Here is a 19718-nt window from a genome sequence, read left to right on the forward strand (position 1 = left end):
GACTACGACGTGATCGGTCCCAGCGCGTCGGAAAGCGTGGGTGCGCCGACCTCTTCCAGTTCGTAGGTCACTCGCACCGCGGGCTTCTTCAAGGACAAGATCCGACGGAGATCGACCGGAGTAGCGATGACGACCACATCCACTGGAGTGCGGTCGATGGTCTCCGCGAGGTCGGCTACCTGTCGGTCCGAATACCCCATCGCCGGCAGCAGCGGGCCGATCCCCGGATACCGATCAAACGTCTCAGCAATCGTGCCGACGGCCCACTGACGCGGGTCCACGATCTCCGCCGCCCCGGCCGCGCGCGCGGCCACAACGCCGGCTCCGAACAACATCCCGCCATGGGTGACCGTCGGTCCGTCCTCGATGACCAGAACGCGACGACCGGCCAGTTCCACATCACCCGACACCGTGATCGGAGAACGCGCGCGTATCACCGTCGCCGCCGGATTGAGGTTGCGCACAGATGCCTCAACCTCCGCCACTTGCTCGGGTGTCGCAGAGTCGATCTTGTTGATCAAGATCGCGTGCGCCATGCGGACGTTCGCCTCACCCGGGTGGTACCGGCTCTCGTGACCGGCCCGCAGCGGGTCGACAACGGTGATGTGCACGTCGGGACGGAAGAACGGTAGGTCGTTGTTCCCGCCATCCCACAGCACAACGTCGGCTTCTTCCTCGGCCCGTCGCAAGACGTCCTCGTAGTCGACGCCCGAGTACACGACGCTGCCGCGCGCGATGTGCGGTTCGTACTCCTCACGCTCCTCGATCGTGACGTGGGCCGCATCCAGATCCGCGAGTGAGGCAAAACGCTGCACGCGACTCGCCTCCAGGTTCCCGTACGGCATGGGGTGCCGCACCACGACGACACGCATCCCCGCGTCCTTCAGAATCTCGGCGACCCTTCGCGTGGTTTGCGATTTCCCGGCGCCTGTGCGGGCGGCGCACACGGCGGCAACCGGTTTGATCGAATGCAGCATCGTCAGATGAGGTCCGAGCAACCGGAAATCCGCACCGGCGGCGATCGCGATCGACGCCGAGTGCATCACCGTCTCGTGAGACACGTCGGAGTAGGAGAACACGACCTCGTCCACGCGCTCGCCCCACACCAGATCCGCGAGATCCTCTTCCGAAACGATGCGAATCCCCTTCGGGTACAAAGGCCCCGCCAGAGCATGCGGATACGCCCGGTCCTCGATGTAGGGGATCTGGGTTGCAGTGAAGGCCACGACCTCGGTGTTCGGGTCGTTGCGAAACACCGTGTTGAAGTTGTGGAAGTCGCGGCCCGCGGCCCCCATGATCACGACGCGACGCCGTCCGTCAACCTGAGTCATAGCGCCATGCTACCCGCACGCGTCCCGAACAGAAGGGTCTCTCGGCCGAATCGGCCCCCGAGCTACAGCAAGTCCTTGCCTTGCGGAACCACCAGGTACCCCGCGTCCTCGATCGCACTCTCGAGCGCGGCTCGCTCGACGGGGCCGCTCGCGCCCACTACCACCAAACCCGTCGAGTGGTCGGCCTTCACGTCCGCAACCCCTGGTATCCGCCCCAGTGCGTTTCGAACGCTCTGCTCGCAACCCCCGCAAGTCATTCCACCGACGGTCAGCTCGATCATGTCCATTGTCATCCTCCAGTCACCGGACTCACCCGTTTCAGCCGCAAAGCGTTGGCCACCACACTCACGCTCGAGAAGGCCATCGCCAGCCCCGCGAGCATCGGGTTGACCTTCCCCGCCGCGGCCAGTGGGATGAGCAGAACGTTGTAGCCGAACGCCCAGAACAGATTCTGAACGATAGTGCGAAACGTGCGGCGCGACAGCCGGATCGCCGTCGGAACGCCCAGCAGATCGTCCCCCACCAGGGTGATGTCGCTGGCCTCAATCGCCACGTCCGTCCCGCTCCCGATGGCGATCCCAAGGTCGGCGGTCGCCAGGGCCGGTGCGTCGTTGATTCCGTCGCCGACCATAGCCACGCGACGACCCGAGGCTTGGATCTCGCGAACGACCTCCGCCTTGCGTCCGGGAAGGACGCCCGCCACAACCTCACTGATTCCGGCCTGGCGCGCGATTGCCTCCGCCGTCGCGCGGTTGTCACCGGTCAGCAAGACCGTCGACAACCCCAGCCGTTCGATCGCGCGCACGGCCCCAGGGCTCGTCGGCTTGATCGTGTCGGCAACGGCGATAAGTCCTCGAACCCGTCGGTCCCACCCCACTGCGAACACGCTCTTTCCCTGCGATTCCATCGACGCGCGCCGCTCATCCAACTCCGTACACGACATCAAGCCCGCTTCACCCAAGAACTCCGGACGTCCGACGAGCACATCGCGACCCTCCACCACGCCGCGCGCGCCCCGACCTCCCGAAGCCGCGAACCCTTCCGCTCCCGAAATCGAGAGACCCTCCAAGTTCGCCTGCGCCACCACAGCCTTCGCGATGGGATGCTCACTCAGCGCCTCAACCGAGGCAGCGAGCCGCAGCAACTCAGACGTGCTTGCCGCTCCGTGGTTCCACGTATCGACGACGACATCGGTCACCGACATCCGGCCAAGCGTGACCGTTCCCGTCTTGTCGAGCAGCACGACGTCCACGGAACGTGAACGTTCGAGAACTTCCCCGCCGCGAATCAGCACGCCGAGCTGTGCGCCGCGCCCGGTTCCAACCATGATCGCTACCGGAGTCGCCAAACCCATCGCGCACGGACATGCCACGATCAGCACCGCGACGGTCGGAACAAGGGCCTCCCCGACGGGCTTCCCCGCAAACATCCACGCGGCGAAGGTCCCCGCCGCAATCAGCAGCACGATTGGAACGAACACGCCGGCGACGCGATCGACTAAGCGCTGAATCGGTGCCTTCGAGTCCTGGGCCTCCTCCACCAATCGAACGATCTGCGAGAGCGCGGTGTCAGCGCCGATCCGCGTGGCGTCGACCATGAGAGCGCCCTCCCGGTTGATCGTTCCACCAATCACCTCGTCGCCGAGAACCTTCTCGCGAGGAACGCTCTCGCCCGTCACCATGGACTCATCCACGGCCGACGCACCCGAGACCACTACTCCGTCTGTGGGAATCTTCTCTCCCGGGCGAATAACAAGTCGGTCACCGACCTGTATCCGGGCGGCCGGAATGACTATCTCGGCGCCGTCGCGCAAGACCCGCGCCTCCTTGGCTCCCAACTCCAAAAGGGCCCGGATCGCCGCCGACGCGCGCCCGCGCGCGCCGGCCTCCAAGTACTTGCCGAGCAAGATGAAAGCGATGACCGCGGCGGCGATCTCGAAGTAGACATCGTCCCTGCCCGACAGGAACGACCACACGCTGTAGGTGTACGCCGATAGCGTGCCGACCGACACCAGAGTATCCATGTTGGACTCGCCCATTCGAGCTTTCTTCACAGCACTCGAGAGGAACGGCCATCCCGCCCAGAACTGCACCGGCGTCACCAGGGCCCACACAATCGCGATCGCCCAACGATGGTGAACGCCGCTCATCCCGATTGCGACTGCCGGAATCGCAAGGCCCGCCGCAACCAGCAACCGCCGGGCGTACATGCGCTCCGGCGACACGATCTCTCGAGCAGTCCCGCGCGGAGTCGCACCGTAACCTGCTCGTTCGACGGCCTCGATCAAGGCCTCTACCCGCACGGCGTCGGACAGCACCACGCGCGCGTGCTCGGTCGCGAAATTAACACTGGCCGATGTAACGCCGGCCTGTCGCCCAAGAACTCTTTCAATCCTGGAAGCGCAAGCCGCGCAAGTCATCCCCTGGATATCAAGCTCGATCGGAAGGTTCTCGCCCGTTGTCACGTGACCCAGTATACCCCCAGGGGGTATCCGGTCAATCCGGCGCGCGCCTGCCGGAGGCCACCTGACGCGCGAGGGCCGCGGCCCCGATAACGCCGGCATCGTCGCCGAGCATCGCGGGAACGACCGGCGGATGACTACGAAACTCGTCCCCCATCACGGCCCCGCGCATTCGGGCGCGCGCCGGTGCGAGCAGCAGTTCCCCGACCCCTGTTGCGACGCCTCCGCCGACGACGACGACGTCGGGATCGAGCAAGTTGACCAGGCTCGCGATACCCACTCCGAGCCACCCCCCGGCTTCGGCAACCACGGAAACCGCAAAAGGGTCTCCTTCGACGGCCGCATCCCCCACCATCTCGCCCGTAATCGCCGCGAGATCACCTGAGGCGCGCGCCAGCACACCGGCGGCCGCCGGGTCATCACCGCGCTCGCGGGCGATGCGGCCGATCGCGGTTCCGCTTGCCATCGCCTCCAAACACCCGCGCGCGCCGCAACCGCACACCGGTCCCCCGGCGTTGACCACCATGTGTCCGACCTCCGCGGCGGCTCCATGCGCGCCCCGGTACAACTCGCCCCCCAGGACGAAACCCCCGCCGACGCCGGTGCCCACCGTCAGCAGAATCTGGTCTCGGGCGCCCGCTCCCGCGCCGTGAAACGCCTCGCCCCACGCGGCCACGTTTGCGTCGTTGTCGACCACAACCGGGACGCCGAGTCGACCCGCCAGCATCGAGCGGAGCGGGACATCACGCCACGAAATGTTGGGAGCGAATAGCACCACTCCGCGGCGGAAATCGACGATTCCGGCAGCACCTACGCCGACGGCCGCGATGCCTGGAGCCGCCGCGTGCAATTCCGCCGCCACTTTGACGATTCCCGCCACTACCGCTTCGGGCCGGCCGGCCTCGGTGAGAACCTTGCGGCGTGCCAGAACCGCCCCGGAATCGTCAACGACGCCCGCAGCAATCTTGGTGCCGCCGACATCGATACCGAGCGTAAGCATCGTCAGAGGATCGGGATGCGCTGCAACCGCTCGGCCTGCTCCCACCGTTCCGCATGCTGGTCAACGACCGCCTTGAACGCCTGAAACAACTCGAAGCCGGCCTTCATCAGATGCTCCATGACTTCCGGTTTGGTCTGACGCAGGGTGGAGAACACGACACCGAACGGGCACAGCACGCAGTCCGGGGATGAACATCCATGCTGAGCGTGCGGGCGCTCGGTTGCGCCGTCTTCGGATGTGACAAAAGACATCTATGAAGCTCCTTCGGTGGCGTTCGCCGGTGCACGATGGGCGAAGCGCACCACCAACCGGTCACCTTCGAACACCGCCCCGGCGATGTCTAAGCGCGTCAGTGCGCTCGGAAGCATGAATGTTCTCTTGTATGGCCCGACCTTGACGTACAGGTCATCGCCTTTACGCATGAGGTCGAGATCGCTCCTGCCGGCGAACGGAAGCCGCAGCGACAGGACGTACCCGCCGTCTTGCTTGTCGATGCGAACCGGGTCGTCGGCGTGGAATACGCCGGCCGGATCCTGGTCCCCGTACAGATCGCCCCCGAGTCGGTCGAGCAACTCGACCCCGATCATCTCGCGGTCGTAGAGGGGGACCCGCAGTACCGGGATCGGAGCGAACGACTCCCCGATCGTCTTCAGGTGCTCGCCCTGGACCTTCTTCCATTCGGCGAAGTAAGGATCCACCACGGTCTCGGGAATCAGCCGGTTACACACGACGGCATCCACGCGGTAGCCGAACAAACTGAGGTAGGTGTAGGTCCGGCGAGCCTCAGCGATCACCATTCGCTCGGCGTTGACCACCAAACGCACTGTCGTCAGCTCTTTGTCAACCAGAAGCTTGTGCACGCTCTCCAGCGAGGAGTGCAATCGGGAAATCGCGCTGAAGATCTTGTCGTCAGCGATCGGCATCGAGGTTACGCGCGTTACCAGCGGACGCACAACCTTCATCACGCGTCGCTCGACCGGGAAGATCCGCTCGATATACCAGTTCATCGCGTCCGGCAGGCTGAGCAACCGGAGCGTCTCTGCCGTCGGAGCACAGTCAACGACGAGCAGGTCGTAGCGGTGCGACTCCGCGGCGCGCTTTACGTCTGTCAGACTGAAGATCTCGTCGAGGCCGGGGATGACCGAAAGCTCTTCGGCGGCAACCGCGTCCACGCCCCCCCAGTCCATCAGGGACAGCACGTACTCCTGGATCTCGCGCCAGCCCTCTTCGAGCCGCTTCTGCGCATCGATCTGTTGACCCCACAGATTGTGCTCGAGGTTGGTCGGCTCACTGCCCAAGTCGCGGTCGAAGGCGTCGGCAAGGGAATGCGCCGGATCCGTCGACATGACCAACGTTCGCAGGCCGGAACGAGCCGCTCGAAGGGCGGTCGCCGCAGCGACCGTCGTCTTTCCGACGCCGCCCTTGCCTGTGAACAGCAGAATGCGCATGGGCCGCCACTCTACCGGCGCCCCGATCCCGCCAACAACAGTCCCGCGGCCTTCCCCCGTTCGCCCGACGCCTAAGACGAGCGTTCTACGCGCTTCTTGAGCCCCTTCAGCGCGGTATCGATGATTCGCTTCTCCCCCTGTCGCTTCAGGAATCCAGGAATCGGGATCCCAAGTTCTGCGCTCGTCCGGTAGGTAACCTTCGTTGCGGCCCCCTCGGCTTCCAAGAGGTACTCACCCTCGATATTGCGGACACCTGTCCCGCCGGCAAAGCTCCACTCGATCCCCGAGTTCCCATCCCGGTAGTTGTAAGACAGCGAATAACGCGCGTTGATCGGGCCGGCGCTCAACTCGAAGTACACCAGGGTGGCGCGACCCCCGTCGTCTCGCTCGCGAACCTCAGTCGCCTGGAAATCCGCCCAGTCCGGGTATGCCTCGAAGTCGGTAATGACCTTCATGATGGCCGACGGATCGGCCTGGATCACGATGCTGCCCTCGGTGCGGTCGGCCACGGCTTTCTCCCCTCTCGTGGATTTCATTCTCGCACGGACCCCCGGTATCCTTGGACCGTATGGCGATCAAAGCGATTCTTTTCGACTTCGGCCACACCCTCATGGATTTCGGCCGCACGGAAGAGGCGCTCCGCGGGGCGTATTCCGTTATCCGCGACCGTCTCGCCGCTTGGGTGGAGGACCGATCGCCGCCCGAGATCGATGAGCTGGTCGAACGCATCGCCGACGAGATCGACCGGATGGTCGAGCGCTCCTACCAGCAACGCAAACTCGAGGAACTGGACATCATCGAGTTGTTCGACGACGCATTCTCGGCGCTGGGCTATCGCCTGCCCGAGGAGCTACTGCGCGAAGTGGCGGAGTTGGATCACGAAGCGCTCGTGAAGTCGGTGCGAATCGAGCCTGAGACCGTCGAAGTCATCCAACAACTGCGGAAGAAGGGCCTTCGCATCGGTCTGGTGTCGAACGTGTCGCAGTTGCCTGAGTTGCTGTACCGCGACCTCGAGAACTTCGGACTTCGGCCTCTGTTCGACGGGATCGGGTTCTCCAGCGAACTCGGCGTGCGCAAGCCGCGACCGAAGATCTTTCACTACGTGCTCGACGCGATCGGAGTCCAACCGGACGAAGCCGTGTTCGTCGGGGACCGCCTGGTGGACGACATAGCCGGCGCGCACGCGGTCGGAATGCGGGCCGTCCTCACTCGTCAGTATCGCAGCGAGGAACCGGACGACGACATCCAGCCCGACGCAGTGATCGAGCGGATATCCGAACTACCCGCGCTGATCGAGTCCTGGGTCTAGAACCGTCACGACGAGAGCGCTCCGGCTCCCGCGCGCGCCCGAAGTTCGAGAAAGTCCTTCAGCCCATTGATCCCCAGCCGGATCGCCCACCGATGACGCCGCACGCGTGAAGACGGACGGCGGAACCGTCCGCGATCGCCCGGCTCGACGTCGAGGTAGTAGTGCACGATCGTCCCGTTCTTGAAGGACTCCATCCACCACTCCCCCCGTCCCCGAAGTTCGCCCCGTTCGAGCGTCCACGTAAGCCCTTCGCGAGGACGGATGTTGGAGATCGCTGCGGCGAACTTCACTCGAGCGAAGCGACGCCCTGCCGGAGCGTCCAGACTCAGGCGGCCGCCGTTGGTCTGCACGCGCGCGCGCGGCCACCAAGGATCCCCTGCGCCGAGTTGCAGCAGCGCGCGCTGCACGTCTTCCAACGGCGCGGTGATGAATACTTCGTCGGTACTGCTCATTCGCACGGCGCGAGTATAGATGAGGCATCAGCCCGAAGTACCCTCTGCCTGGTGACGCCCCGTGGCGGTAGGATCGACCCGACATGGTCGGCGCCGGCGAACGAGACCGTGACCGCACAGGCCGGGCGCAAAGTGCTCGGCCGAGAGATCGCCTCGGCCGTCCGCTCCCTCGCGGCTCCCCGAACGAGCACGACGCTCGACCTCTGCCCGACGATCCCTTGGAACTTCTGCGGATCGGCGTGGAGCACTTCGATGCGCAGCAGTTCTTCGACGCACACGAAGCTTGGGAGACCGCCTGGCACCCGTCTCCCGCCACCGAACGGGAATTCTGGCAGGGAATCACGCAGATCGCCGTCGGATTCACGCACTTCCAGCGGAACAATCTCGTCGGCGCAGTGACGCTTCTGCGGCGTGGAGCGGCAAGACTCCAGGGCTATCCACCCGAGTTCCTGAGATTCCCGGTCGCACGACTCGCAGCCGACGCACACAACGCGGCCGACACTATCGAGCGCGATGGGCCCCACGCGCAGATCACCTTTCCCACGATTGCCGCCGATCGCCAAGAAGCCGCCTCAGCGGGCAGCGATGAGCGCGAGCGTTAAGACGACACCGACCAGAAAGCTGGTTCCCAACGTGGCTCCCAGCAGGTTCAAAGATCGCTGAAGCGTCGGGTCCCGGAACGCGCGAGACCACGAGCCGCCCAACGGGAGCGCGGTCACCAGCGCGAGGAGTCCGTACATCGGGAAGATCCCGAAGGCAACCTCGAGCGTCAGCGCAACATAAACCGCGACAATCGCACCGGCAGAAATCAGCAACGCCTTCTCCGGTCCAAGCACTGCCACCGGGGTCATCTTCCTAACAGCCTTGTCGGCACGCCAATGCAGGAAGTTGTGATGGAACACGACCAGTGTCGTCAGCATGCCGGGAACGATGCCCGCCCATACGGCCACCGCGTCAATGCGCCCCGTCTGGACGTAGTACGAACCCACCACGGGCAGCACCCCAAACCCTACGAAGATGCCCAGTTCCCCGAGCCCCTTACCTCGATAGCCGTACCGCAAGGGAGGCGCGAAGTACTGCCAGGCCAGAACAGCTCCCGTCGAACCGATCGCCAGCACGGCTACGCCGCGCGCGACGGCGATCACGGCGCCGGTGGCCAACGCCGCGGCGGCGAGCAACGCGGCAAGTCCCAGCATCCCACGCGCGCTCACTTGCCCGCTCTCAATCAGGCCGGAACCGGTCGCAATCGCGGTGCGGTCGATGCGCGCCAGCTTGTCCACGCCCGACCGTGCGTCGAAGTAGTCGTTGACGACGTTGGCTGCCAGGTGAAACGCAGCAGCCCCGGCAAGGGTCACGCCGAACCACCCCCACGCGTACGCGGCGCCTCGCTGCCACGCCAGGGCCGCCCCCACGACCACCGGGGACAGCATCACCGGCAGAGTCTTCGCGCGAGTCGCGCGACCGAGCACCGCGAGATCAACCAAAGGTGAACTCGGTGACCGGCGGAGTTGCCGTAAGGTCGGTGACGCGCAGCCGATCGACGCGGATGCGCACCGGAGTCGAGTCGAACCGTTCGAGGAACTCCCCCGCGGCACCCGTCTTCCGGCGGAGGCAATCCAGGATCTCCACGGCGTCCTCAGCGTCCGCAATCCTCACGGTGCCGGCACCTTGAATCCAGCGATCCGGCACGTCGCCGGCGACGATGAAGGATGCGCGCGGGGACCGACGGGTCATCTCGAGCTTGCGCGCGTCCAACACGAGGGCGCAACAGATATCAAGCGCGCCTGCGGTCGGCTCGTCCTCGACGAAGAACGCCTTCCCGACCCACGGCTCACCGTCACGATTCATCGCGATGGACATCGTCGTGTGCGAGTCGAAGATCCCCTTCGCAGCCTCGACGCGCTCCGACGCCTCAACTTCACTTGGGGTTAGATCGTCTGCCATGCCAGCAGGCTAACGGCAGGTCGCGGCCGCGGCAACGCCTGATGTCCAAAGCTAGGATGCGCGGCAGTGAAACGCGCCGAACCTAATCACGCGCGCCGTGGTGAGTTCACGGCCCTTTTGCGCCGTAATCCGGCCTTCGCCCGCGCGTACGGCGCTCAATTGGTTTCGTTCGGCGGCGACTGGTTCGCAACCGTGGCTCTGCAAGGCCTTGTTCTGGAGTTGACTCATCAGCCCTCGATCGCGGCACTGCTGCTCACGACGCAGATGCTGCCGACGGCGCTGGCCAGCCCGTTTGCCGGCGTAGTCGCCGACCACTTCGATCGCCGGGCGGTGATGATCATCGCCGACGTCGCGCGCGCGCTGCTCGCGCTGGGACTGCTGTTCGTTAACTCGACGAACACTTTGTGGATTGCCTTCGTCTGCATGGGATCGATGTCCCTGCTGGCCGCATTCTTCGATCCGGCCTCGTCCGCGGCACTCCCCAATCTCGTTCGCGAAGAAGACCTCCCCGCGGCCAACGTGCTCATGGGATCCGCGTGGGGAACGATGCTCGCCGTGGGCGCCGCGATCGGCGGCGCAGTCACCGCAACGCTCGGGCGCGACGCGGCGTTCATCGGCGATGCGCTGTCCTTTCTGATTTCAGCCTCACTTCTCGCCTCGATCACCGTGCGCTTCCAGTCGCGGGCATCCAGACCCGAGGGCCGGCCGCAATTCCTGAGCGGCTTCGCCGAAATGCTGCAATTCGCGCGCCGAGAGCGGCACGTCGGATCGTTGCTGATCGTCAAGGCCGGCTTCGGACTGGCCGGCGGCGTTCTGGCGCTGATCGCAGTTATGGCGACGGAAGTATTTAGTTCGGGCGACCGAGGAATCGGACTGCTGATGAGCGCGCGAGGAGCCGGCGCACTGATCGGCCCGTTCTTGTTCCGTCGGTTGTTCGGCACGCACGGTCGGAACTTGTTCCGCAGCATCGCTATCGCGTTCAGCGTCTTCGGTGGCGGATATGTCTTGTTCGGCCTCGCTCCGACGCTGTGGGTCGCTGCCGCCGGAGCCTTCGTTGCGCACCTGGGCGGCGGCGCCCAGTGGACTCTGTCCACGCTCGGATTGCAGAGATACTCGCCGGACGCAATCCGCGGCCGGGTGTTCGCGGCCGATTACAGCCTGATTTCGCTCACCATCGGCGCGTCGATGGTTGGCGCGGGTTTCCTCGCGGGACGCTACGGAACGCGTCCCGTGGTGCTCGGGCTGGCTTCTCTGGGCGTAGTGTGGACGGCAGCGTGGACCGCGCTCACGCGCGGGACTTGGCCTGAGTAACTCACCCGGAGTCCGACTGAATGGCGACAACACCCAACCAGCTCATCGATGAGACGAGCCCGTACTTGCTGCAGCACGCACTCAACCCCGTGGACTGGCATCCCTGGGGAGACGAGGCGTTGGCGCTCGCCGCCGCGCAGGACAAACCATTGCTCGTGTCGATTGGGTACGCCGCTTGTCACTGGTGTCACGTGATGGAGCGCGAGTCCTTCCAGGACGCCGAAATCGCGCGCGTGATGAACGAGTGGTTCGTGTGCGTCAAGGTGGATCGAGAGGAACGGCCCGACATCGATGCCGTGTACATGGCCGCGGTCCAAGCCCTCACAGGACGCGGCGGGTGGCCGATGACCGTGTTCTGCACGCCGCAGGCTAGACCGTTTTTCGCCGGAACGTACTTCCCTCCCGACGATCGCCACGGCATTCCATCTTTCCGTCGCGTCATGGAGGCCATCCGGGATTCCTGGGTCAACCGTCGACAGGATCTGGAGTCCCGCAGCGAGGAGTTAACCGCGCACCTGGCGCAGGCGCTGCCGGCGCGCGACGACGAACCCGATCCCCAGATCACCCAAGATGCCGCGCGAACGATGCTGGAGTCCCACGATTCCGAGTGGGGCGGATTCGGAACCGGGATGAAGTTTCCGCAGGCCTCGGCGCTGGAGTTCCTGCTGCGCATGCGCGATCGGATTCCGGGCGCGCGCGAAGCGCTTAGGCTGACGCTCGACCGGATGGCCCGTGGGGGAATATTCGACCAGCTCGGCGGCGGATTCCATCGCTATTCGGTCGATCGCGTCTGGCTCGTGCCGCACTTCGAGAAAATGCTGTACGACAACGCCCTGCTGCTGCGTCTCTACGCGCGCGCCTGGCAGGCCTTCGAATCGGAGGAGTTTCGCCGGACCGCGGCATCCACCGGCACATTCCTGCTTCGGGAGATGCGGCAGTCCGAGGGCGGCTTCTCCTCAAGTCTGGACGCCGATTCCGAGGGAGTGGAAGGCCGGTACTACGTTTGGCCGTACGAGGAACTGATTGCATCGGCAGGCGACGATATGCCGCTTGCGATCGCGGCGTTTGCTGCGGCCGGGAACGGAAATTGGGAGAAGACCAACGTCTTGTGGCGACCCCATACCGACGAAGAAATCGCTGCGCAGACGTCTACCACCGTTGAGGAGGTACGCGCAGCGATTGCCCGTGCCTCACATCGGCTATTCGAGGCACGAAGAGACCGGGCGCGACCCGCCACCGACGACAAAGTGCTCGCGGGATGGAACGGCCTGGCGATCGCAGGGCTTGCCGAAGCCGGACGCACCTTGGCGCGCGCCGACTTCATCCAGGCCGCAGCGGGGGCGGCGGACTTTGTCCTGACGCGGATGCGGACCCCGGACGGCCGGCTATGCCGATCCTGGAGAGGCGGACGCACCAGCGGTCCCGCCTATCTGGAGGACTACGCCATGATGGCCGACGGCTGCCTGACGCTCTACGAGACGACCTTCGACCCCCGATGGTGGGATGAAGCCCTCGGGCTCGCGCGCGACCTCTTAGCGTTGTTCGCAGACCACGAGGGGGCTGGGTTCTACGACACCGGATCCGACGTGCCGACGCTGTTGGTGCGGCCCAAGGATCTCGTCGACGGAGCCGTGGCCTGCGGAAACTCGGCGGCCGCCGGCGTGCTGCTTCGAATCACCGCGCTCTCGGGCGACAGAACCTTTGAGGAGGCGGCCGCGCCTTATCTGCGTGCGGTCGCGGAGCACGCACGGCGATCACCGCTTGGATTCGGCAGCGCCTTGTGCGCCCTGGACCGGTACGCGCGTGGATCGATCGAGATCGCCATCGTCGGCGACCTCGCCGCATCCGGGACTCGCGAACTGATCAAGACCGCATGGAGCGCCTGCGGCCCCGACGACGCGCTCGCTGCTGGACCCCAAGGATCTACCGAGCCGGCGCTCCTGCGGGGCCGGACAGAGCACGACGGACGAGCCGCCGCGTACGTCTGCCGCGACTTCGCATGCAACGCCCCTGCGACCGAATCGGCCGCGCTGCGAAAGGAACTCGTGGGGCAAACCGGCAGGTCCGAGGGTCGAAGGTAACCCTTCAGGTCGCCTTCTGAGCCTCCGGCCTTTAGTATCGTTGCCGCGCAGGGAATAGCCGGGCCCCAAAAACGTTAAGGAATCTAGCGGGGCAGAAAGGTGTGACACGCAACTAGTGGCACAAAGCGACGACGGACCGCCGTCCGACCGGGATGAGGATCTCGATCTCGACGACGCAGAATTGCTGGCGGAAGCCGCCGAGCAACTCGCGCAGGCTGAAGACGAAACCCCTCTGAGGCCGGAAGAAGCCGAGCGACTCGGCGATCTCGACGCGCTCGGAACCTACCTGCGCGAGATCGGCCGCTACCCCCTGCTGACTGCGGCGCAGGAGGTCGAACTCGCCAAACGCATCGAGGCTGGGATGAAATCCGATAAGCGCCTCGAAAAAGGCGAGAGCCTCACGCCGACCAAGCGCCGCCAGCTTGAGATGCTGGCGCGAGACGGAGCCTCCGCAAAGCACGACATGGTCCAGGCCAACCTGCGACTGGTCGTTTCGATCGCGCGCCGCTATCGCGCAACAGGCATCCCCCTGCTCGACCTTGTGCAAGAGGGCAACATCGGCCTGATGCGCGCGGTGGACAAGTTTGAGTGGCGAAAGGGCTTCAAGTTCTCGACGTACGCCACCTGGTGGATCCGCCAGGCGATCCAGCGCGGCATCGCCGACCGCGGCCGAGCCATCCGTCTTCCCGTGCACGTGCATGAGTTGCTGGTTCGGGTTCGGCGCGCGCGAAGCGAACTCGAAGCCCAACTCGGCCGTGAAGCCACGGACGAAGAGGTCGCCAAGGCCGCGCGCCTTCCCCTGGCGCGCGTGCGTGAACTACGCGGCCTTGCTGCGAACTTGCTGTCTCTGGAGACCCCGGTCGGCGAGGCCGGCGAGGCGACCCTTGGGGAATTCGTCCCCGACGAGGCCGCGAACACACAGTTCGACGACGTCCTATCGGGAATCGGTCGCGAGGAACTCGACCGCGTCATGTCGACGCTGACCGAGCGCGAACAGATGATCTTGCGACTTCGCTTCGGCCTCACCGGTGAAGAACCACTGACCCTGGAAGAAGTCGGCCGTCGGTTCGGTCTGACCCGTGAGCGCATCCGCCAACTGGAAGCCAAAGCGCTGGCCAAGTTGCGCCACCCGTCACGTTCGGCGGCGCTGCGAACCGAAACCTGATTCCGAACCGCCCTTACGCCCGAGCGACTTCTGGAACCAGCACTACAGTCGGCTCGCCGGGATACTCCACCGTAGGCACCCACCCCCGCCGCTCGATCGCCCGCTCCAGCGCCCGAACGACGTCCGGATCGAACTGAGTTCCCTCGCAGCGACGCAGTTCAATCAATGCCTCTTCCGGGCCGCGAGCAAGCCTGTAACTGCGCGTCGATGTCATTGAATCGAACGCGTCGGCGGCAGCCACGATACGGGCCGCGAGCGGGATCGCACTGCCCGCAATCCCATCGGGATACCCTCGGCCGTCGATTCTCTCGTGGTGGTGACGCACGGCAAAAACGGCTTCGCTCTCCCGAAGGAAGTCAATATCGTCGACGATCTCGCGCCCGTATACCGGGTGCGCCTTCATATGCTCGTACTCCTCATCGGTCAGCTTTCCCGGCTTGGTCAGGATCCGGGTCGAAACGACGAGCTTCCCCACGTCGTGCATCAAGGCAGCGATACGCAGTGCATGAACCTCGGTCCGCGACATCCGCATCTCCGTCGCGATCATCGTGGTGACCGCACTCACGCGTTCGGCATGTCCACGCGTGTACGCATCCTTGGCCTCGATCGCCGCGACGAGACTGCGCAGTGTCGCCTCGTACGCCTCCCCCATGCTCGCAGCCGCCTGGAACGCGCTACGCGCCACCAAAAGGGGAACCAGAATGAACACGACCGCCGCAAGCCCCATCTGCACGTACAGCACCGCGAGGAGCACGCCCAGGACCGCGAAGGCGAAGGTGCTGGCGACGATAGACAAGAAGTTCTCGCGCCAGACTTCGCGCATGGGCAGACGCCGTACAAGCGCGACCATCCCTGCGACAAGTCCGGTGTTGACAAGAAAGTAAGCAGCGGAAACTACGCACAGGGGAATCAAGATGCCCGGGAAAGCCGCGGCATTGAGATCAGCTCCGGGCCCTCGCATTGTCCGGTACGCGATCCCGGCGACCGCCGTCGACAGCGTCAGTTGGGCTCCGTTGAAGAACATGCGCCCAAGCCAGTCGGGACGGCTCCGAACACTCAAATCGAACGCCCCAAACGAGGCTGCGATTGCCGCCTCCGCGGGCCCGACGCCGGTAAGCGCCGCGACGGCGACCACGAAGCTGACCGAGTACGTGACCTGGGGGAAGTTGATCGGCGCCAATTCGGCGAGAAGGAACAGCAACCCAAAGCCGACCGCGGAGCCGAAGCGCACCGAGTCGCGAGCGAGAAACACCACCAGAACTCCTGCGGCAACAGCCACAGCGGTGGAGTACAACCACGCACGAATCGGGAAATCCCGCATGTTCGACCTCGGCAAGCCCTAGACGGCAGGAGGGCCTGGACCGAGGGCCCAAGCCTCCCCACTGCGTAACTTGTCGGCTTTGCCGAGCCGAACGTTTAGTACTTCGCCGATGCTCCTGCGATCAGGAACAAGGACGCGAGTGCGGACAGCACTCCCAGGATGCGCGCCATAGTGGTTACACCTCCCCCGCCAGCGGTTTTCCCCCAGAAACGGTCTTCGATGCGGCGACCGGCGCTTTCTGCCGGTTCGGTGTCGACAACTCGCCGGATGGCCCGAATGGAGACACACGGGTAGGCGGCATCCTCCCACCAGGGGGCGGGAAGAATGGCTGGCCCCCATTCGGGCCAACGCAGCGAGGGCCCCTGCTGGGGCCGAGCCGGACGTGCCGAGGAGTCCGAGGGGCCGGGCGCAACCGGCGAGAGCCCTTCCAGGCCATCCCAGTGATCCTTGCGCTCCATGCCGTCCCCTTTGGCGATTTACTTGGGCAAAGGGTATGGGGCGGACCGACCGGGAAAAACCGTGCAAAGTACGGATTTGAATACGGAAATCGGACACAAGGTAGATGTCCGGGTCGTTGCGCAACCCAGGACGTATGCAAGCAGTGTCTCCCACGTTCCGGTTCTTGTGCGACCCGCAGTCACCCCAGGATCACATGCAGATCACATGTCCAAGGTGGACAGGGCCTGCACAGGGCGGCGTCGAGGACCCGGCCCCCATGGGCGCGCCGCCTGGAATCCCCGCGCGCGATCGAGCGCGCATCCGACGCCGGTCCACCCGCGCGCCCGGCTACAGCGTCCCCGCAGGGACGTCGCGGTTCCGCATCGTCACGATCCCGAGCCACGCCGCCAGCGCGACCCAGACCCCGAGGACGACGAATGAGTGAGACGCGCGGAAGGCCGCCACTTCGAACTCCCGACAGCCGACCGGCGGCCCGCAGGTCGTGTATCGACTCAGCGGCCACCAGATTGCAGGCCCCGCACGCCCGGCAGCATCGTGGAACAGGCTGGCGACCGATTGCGCCGGCAGCACGTAGCGAAAGAAACCCGCGCCGCGCGTCAGCAGCCCGTCGCCGAGAAGGAGCAGCAAAGGCATCGCCAGTCCGGCAACGGCCGATCTCCCTACCGTCGCGGACAACGCCGCGAGACACGCGTACACCAGGACAACGACAAGTCCCGCCACGACGTCCCCCGCGTATGCGCGCACTCCGAGCCGTCCTGCGCCGCCTACATCCAGCGCGATTCGGAGAACCCAGTCCTCGGCGGCCAGAAGCACCTGCGCGCAGACGTACACACCGCCGACCACAGTGAGGATGCTCCGGAGTCGGGCGAGGTATGCGCGACCCCGATCCGGCATGTGAACAAGGACGGTCGGCCAGGTTCGGCCTGTCCAGTCCCTGCCCGCGAGAACGGCGCCTACCAATACCGCCCACACGACTCCGACGGCGGACCCGGTGGTTCGCGCTCGCCCGGCGGCGGCCTGGAGGGGAGCGAGTCGCCGCTCGGACACGGCGATCAACTGATCGAACTCATCCGAGAAAACGACCCGGAGAGCAGAAACGGGAAGGTCTCGAACTTTGCCCGGATCCAAACCGAAGCCAGGGTGGTAACACATCCCCGAGTCGCAGACCCCCATGCCCGCGCTGATACGGGTCGTCGTGCGCGCCAGATCCCGAAAGTGACGCTGCATCCTCAAGTCTGAGTAGGAGCTGAACGCCAGTCCTCCGAGCACGACGAGAAACGCGCCGGTGAGTAGCCACACTGAACGTCGGCGTACGGCCTCGTTCAACACGTCGGCTCCCCCACGTCTTCCCGCGGGCCCGGATCACCCGACCGGCCGCCGACCAACCGAATGAACGCCTCCTCCAGGGACTCCGAAACCGCACTGATGTGTTCCGGGAAGATCCCCCCGCCGGCAAGAATGCGGCACACCTCCGCCGGCGCAGCCCCCTCGACCCGAGCCGCTCCGCCGTCCACGCGAACGGAAAGACCGGCGCCGGACAGAACGTCTCGCACGGCCTCGAAATCCGACGCGACGACGCACACGGCGGCCGAGCCGGAGAGCAACTCGGCAACCTCTCCCTGATAGACAAGCGCGCCCCGCCGAATGAACGCGACGTGAGAACACACGCGCTCGACCTCGGTCAGGTTGTGGCTGGAAAGGAAGATCGTGCACCCCGCGCGCGCGCGCGACTCCAGGATGTTACGAACGAGCCGAAGCCCCGGCGGATCCAATCCGTTGGAGGGCTCGTCCAGAATCAACACGTCCGGATCGGCCAAGAGCGCAGAGGCCAGCGACAGACGCTGCTTCATTCCCAGCGAGTAGCCTCCCACTCGCTCGCGAGACCGCGACGACAACTCGACAAGGTCCAGAACGCCGTCCACGCGACCCACAGGCACGGCAGCGTGCATCTTCGCGAGCATGAGGAGGTTCTCGCGCGCGCTCAGGTGAGAAAAGAACGCCTGGCCCTCCAACATGAACCCGACCCGCCGCGAGCGAAGCGCCTCCGCGAGCGGCCGGCCGCCGATCAGTGCGCTTCCGCCGTCCGCTTTCAGCAGACCGGCACACAGCCTGATCACAGTGGACTTCCCGGCGCCGTTAGGTCCGAGGAACCCAAACACGACTCCCGCAGGAACAACCAAGGACACCGGTCCAATGCGCGCACGCGGCCCATAGGTCTTCGCGATGTCCCGAAGCTCAATCGCGGCAACCGTCATCGGATGATGCTCGCCCTCAAAGGCCCTCTCTCAGCAGGCGAGCAGGTCCCGCTGGACGCCGCACCCGCAATCACCGAGGAGAAGTGGAGCGGACTGCAGGACAAGCCCAGCGTGAACTCCCGGACGTGTCGGTGTCCTCATCTCTATTCGCGTTCTCGTCGGCCCCATTACCGTCAGCTACGTTCCTATACGTATACGTCGTGTCGCTCGCACAGGACCATTCCATTTGAGCCTCTGCTGTTCCTTGCCCCTCCTCGAACGGTTGCGCGTCCGCGATCACCGCCAAGTTATGCCAGAAGATCAGGATCCCCTGGCGCTGTAGCGTTACCCGAACATTCACCAACCCACTCTCGCTACTTGGAACTACCGTGCATGCTTCCTTTCCGTGCACTTCAACCATTCCCGTCGTATTCGTCGCGTCAAAACCGAACTGCGGCACATATGCCGTTGCGCCACAGCTAACGGACCCAGCTTGGGCGCCCACCATCGCAGCAACGTTGAGCGCTAGAACACCGGCCAACACAACAGGTACCGATCGGAAAACGCGTACACGCCACATGCCCTCTCCCCATCTGTCCCGGGCCTGCTTAACCCCCAGGACATCGAGATTACCATCCCCGCAGAGAGAGTCAATCGGCGTCCTTCCCCACGTCCCCGATCGCGCCAGCCCTCGTTTCCCCCGGTGCTGGGGTTCACCTCCGGCGTACTTCCGGCCCCAGCCTGCGCCGTCCCCCTTGGCTCGGACTGGCGGCCTGGGCCTCCTTCGTGGTCAACGTGGACGTCGTCCTGGACGGCCCAGCCTGCGGCCGTTCGCCGGAAGCTTGCGACGTCACCTTCACCGCCAAGCGATTGCACATGCCCGGCGCACTAAGGAGAAAGGAGGGACGCGAGGTCCCTCCTTACAGGAGTTCTCCTATTCCGGGGTCAACACCCCGGACTCACTAGGGAAGAATCGGTGGTAACGACGGCGGCCCGAACGCGAGCGCCGCATTTGCCGCAACCACCATCAGCAATGAAGCAGCCGCAAATACGGCGACCGACCGTGCCCAAAGTCTGCGCATCTGATCTTCTCCTTCCGCCTGTTTCCGACGACGGAGATGAAATCGGGGCTATTTGCGGGATGCCACACCCCCAAAAATGACTATCTTCGCCACCCCGAGTGCTCATCGGACCGCCAAAAC

At 65.1% G+C, this 19718-nt stretch carries 19 protein-coding genes; 5 read left to right on the plus strand and 14 right to left on the minus strand.

Annotation, left to right across the window (positions count from 1 at the left end):
- Window positions 1-2: 2 nt before the first annotated feature.
- From WDA27_01720 to WDA27_01750, 7 genes are all read right to left on the minus strand, one after another.
- Window positions 3-1331: a GTP-binding protein gene (locus tag WDA27_01720; GenBank protein ID MFA5889664.1), complete on the minus strand. Its 1329-nt coding sequence runs from the start codon at window positions 1329-1331 to the stop codon at window positions 3-5.
- Window positions 1332-1393: 62 nt separating this feature from the next.
- On the minus strand, window positions 1394-1612 hold the full coding sequence (locus WDA27_01725; protein ID MFA5889665.1) for a heavy metal-associated domain-containing protein: 219 nt from the start codon (window positions 1610-1612) through the stop codon (window positions 1394-1396).
- A gap of 8 nt (window positions 1613-1620) precedes the next feature.
- Window positions 1621-3795 carry a heavy metal translocating P-type ATPase gene (locus WDA27_01730; protein MFA5889666.1) on the minus strand — a complete coding sequence of 725 codons (2175 nt, stop codon included), beginning with the start codon at window positions 3793-3795 and terminating at the stop codon, window positions 1621-1623.
- 31 nt (window positions 3796-3826) lie between these two features.
- Window positions 3827-4792, minus strand: coding sequence for an ROK family glucokinase (locus WDA27_01735; protein MFA5889667.1), 966 nt, complete (start codon window positions 4790-4792; stop codon window positions 3827-3829).
- A gap of 2 nt (window positions 4793-4794) precedes the next feature.
- Window positions 4795-5043: a DUF5304 family protein gene (locus tag WDA27_01740; GenBank protein ID MFA5889668.1), complete on the minus strand. Its 249-nt coding sequence runs from the start codon at window positions 5041-5043 to the stop codon at window positions 4795-4797.
- Window positions 5044-6240, minus strand: coding sequence for a TRC40/GET3/ArsA family transport-energizing ATPase (locus tag WDA27_01745; GenBank protein MFA5889669.1), 1197 nt, complete (start codon window positions 6238-6240; stop codon window positions 5044-5046).
- Window positions 6241-6311: 71 nt separating this feature from the next.
- The gene (locus tag WDA27_01750; protein ID MFA5889670.1) at window positions 6312-6776 is read right to left on the minus strand and encodes an SRPBCC family protein; all 465 of its coding nucleotides are present in this window, start codon (window positions 6774-6776) and stop codon (window positions 6312-6314) included.
- 32 nt (window positions 6777-6808) lie between these two features.
- On the opposite strand from WDA27_01750, the gene WDA27_01755 reads away from it, so the two are divergent.
- Window positions 6809-7549: an HAD family hydrolase gene (locus WDA27_01755; GenBank protein MFA5889671.1), complete on the plus strand. Its 741-nt coding sequence runs from the start codon at window positions 6809-6811 to the stop codon at window positions 7547-7549.
- A 5-nt stretch (window positions 7550-7554) separates the two neighbouring features.
- On the opposite strand, the gene WDA27_01760 is transcribed toward WDA27_01755, so the two are convergent.
- Window positions 7555-8007, minus strand: a complete 453-nt coding sequence (locus WDA27_01760; GenBank protein ID MFA5889672.1) for a hypothetical protein — start codon at window positions 8005-8007, stop codon at window positions 7555-7557.
- Window positions 8008-8219: 212 nt separating this feature from the next.
- On the opposite strand from WDA27_01760, the gene WDA27_01765 reads away from it, so the two are divergent.
- Entirely contained in the window at window positions 8220-8603 is a 384-nt protein-coding gene (locus WDA27_01765) for a DUF309 domain-containing protein (GenBank protein MFA5889673.1), read from the plus strand.
- Here the strand turns inward: WDA27_01765 and WDA27_01770 are convergent.
- Both WDA27_01770 and WDA27_01775 read right to left on the minus strand, forming a co-directional pair.
- Window positions 8574-9485, minus strand: a complete 912-nt coding sequence (locus WDA27_01770; protein MFA5889674.1) for a prenyltransferase — start codon at window positions 9483-9485, stop codon at window positions 8574-8576. The genes WDA27_01765 and WDA27_01770 overlap by 30 nt on opposite strands.
- Window positions 9478-9945: a hypothetical protein gene (locus tag WDA27_01775; GenBank protein MFA5889675.1), complete on the minus strand. Its 468-nt coding sequence runs from the start codon at window positions 9943-9945 to the stop codon at window positions 9478-9480. Before WDA27_01775 ends, WDA27_01770 begins: the two co-directional genes overlap by 8 nt.
- 66 nt (window positions 9946-10011) lie before the next feature.
- Here WDA27_01775 and WDA27_01780 point away from each other — a divergent pair, with 66 nt between their 5' ends.
- From WDA27_01780 to WDA27_01790, 3 genes are all read left to right on the plus strand, one after another.
- Complete coding sequence (locus WDA27_01780; GenBank protein ID MFA5889676.1) at window positions 10012-11256, plus strand: MFS transporter; 1245 nt, start codon at window positions 10012-10014, stop codon at window positions 11254-11256.
- 20 nt (window positions 11257-11276) lie between these two features.
- Complete coding sequence (locus WDA27_01785) at window positions 11277-13337, plus strand: thioredoxin domain-containing protein (GenBank protein MFA5889677.1); 2061 nt, start codon at window positions 11277-11279, stop codon at window positions 13335-13337.
- Between the two features lie 115 nt (window positions 13338-13452).
- Window positions 13453-14502 (plus strand): sigma-70 family RNA polymerase sigma factor, encoded by a 1050-nt coding sequence (locus WDA27_01790; GenBank protein MFA5889678.1) that lies wholly within the window; start codon window positions 13453-13455, stop codon window positions 14500-14502.
- Window positions 14503-14515: 13 nt separating this feature from the next.
- Here the strand turns inward: WDA27_01790 and WDA27_01795 are convergent, their stop codons facing one another.
- The 4 genes from WDA27_01795 to WDA27_01810 form a co-directional block, all read right to left on the minus strand.
- Window positions 14516-15823, minus strand: coding sequence for an HD-GYP domain-containing protein (locus WDA27_01795; protein MFA5889679.1), 1308 nt, complete (start codon window positions 15821-15823; stop codon window positions 14516-14518).
- A 95-nt stretch (window positions 15824-15918) separates the two neighbouring features.
- Entirely contained in the window at window positions 15919-16281 is a 363-nt protein-coding gene (locus WDA27_01800) for a hypothetical protein (protein ID MFA5889680.1), read from the minus strand.
- 328 nt (window positions 16282-16609) lie between these two features.
- On the minus strand, window positions 16610-17611 hold the full coding sequence (locus tag WDA27_01805) for a hypothetical protein (GenBank protein MFA5889681.1): 1002 nt from the start codon (window positions 17609-17611) through the stop codon (window positions 16610-16612).
- Entirely contained in the window at window positions 17605-18537 is a 933-nt protein-coding gene (locus tag WDA27_01810; GenBank protein ID MFA5889682.1) for an ABC transporter ATP-binding protein, read from the minus strand. The genes WDA27_01805 and WDA27_01810 overlap by 7 nt, the downstream gene beginning before the upstream one ends.
- Window positions 18538-19718 lie beyond the last annotated feature (1181 nt).

The organism is Actinomycetota bacterium (assembly GCA_041658565.1).
Taxonomy (GTDB): Bacteria; Actinomycetota; AC-67; order AC-67; family AC-67; genus JBAZZY01.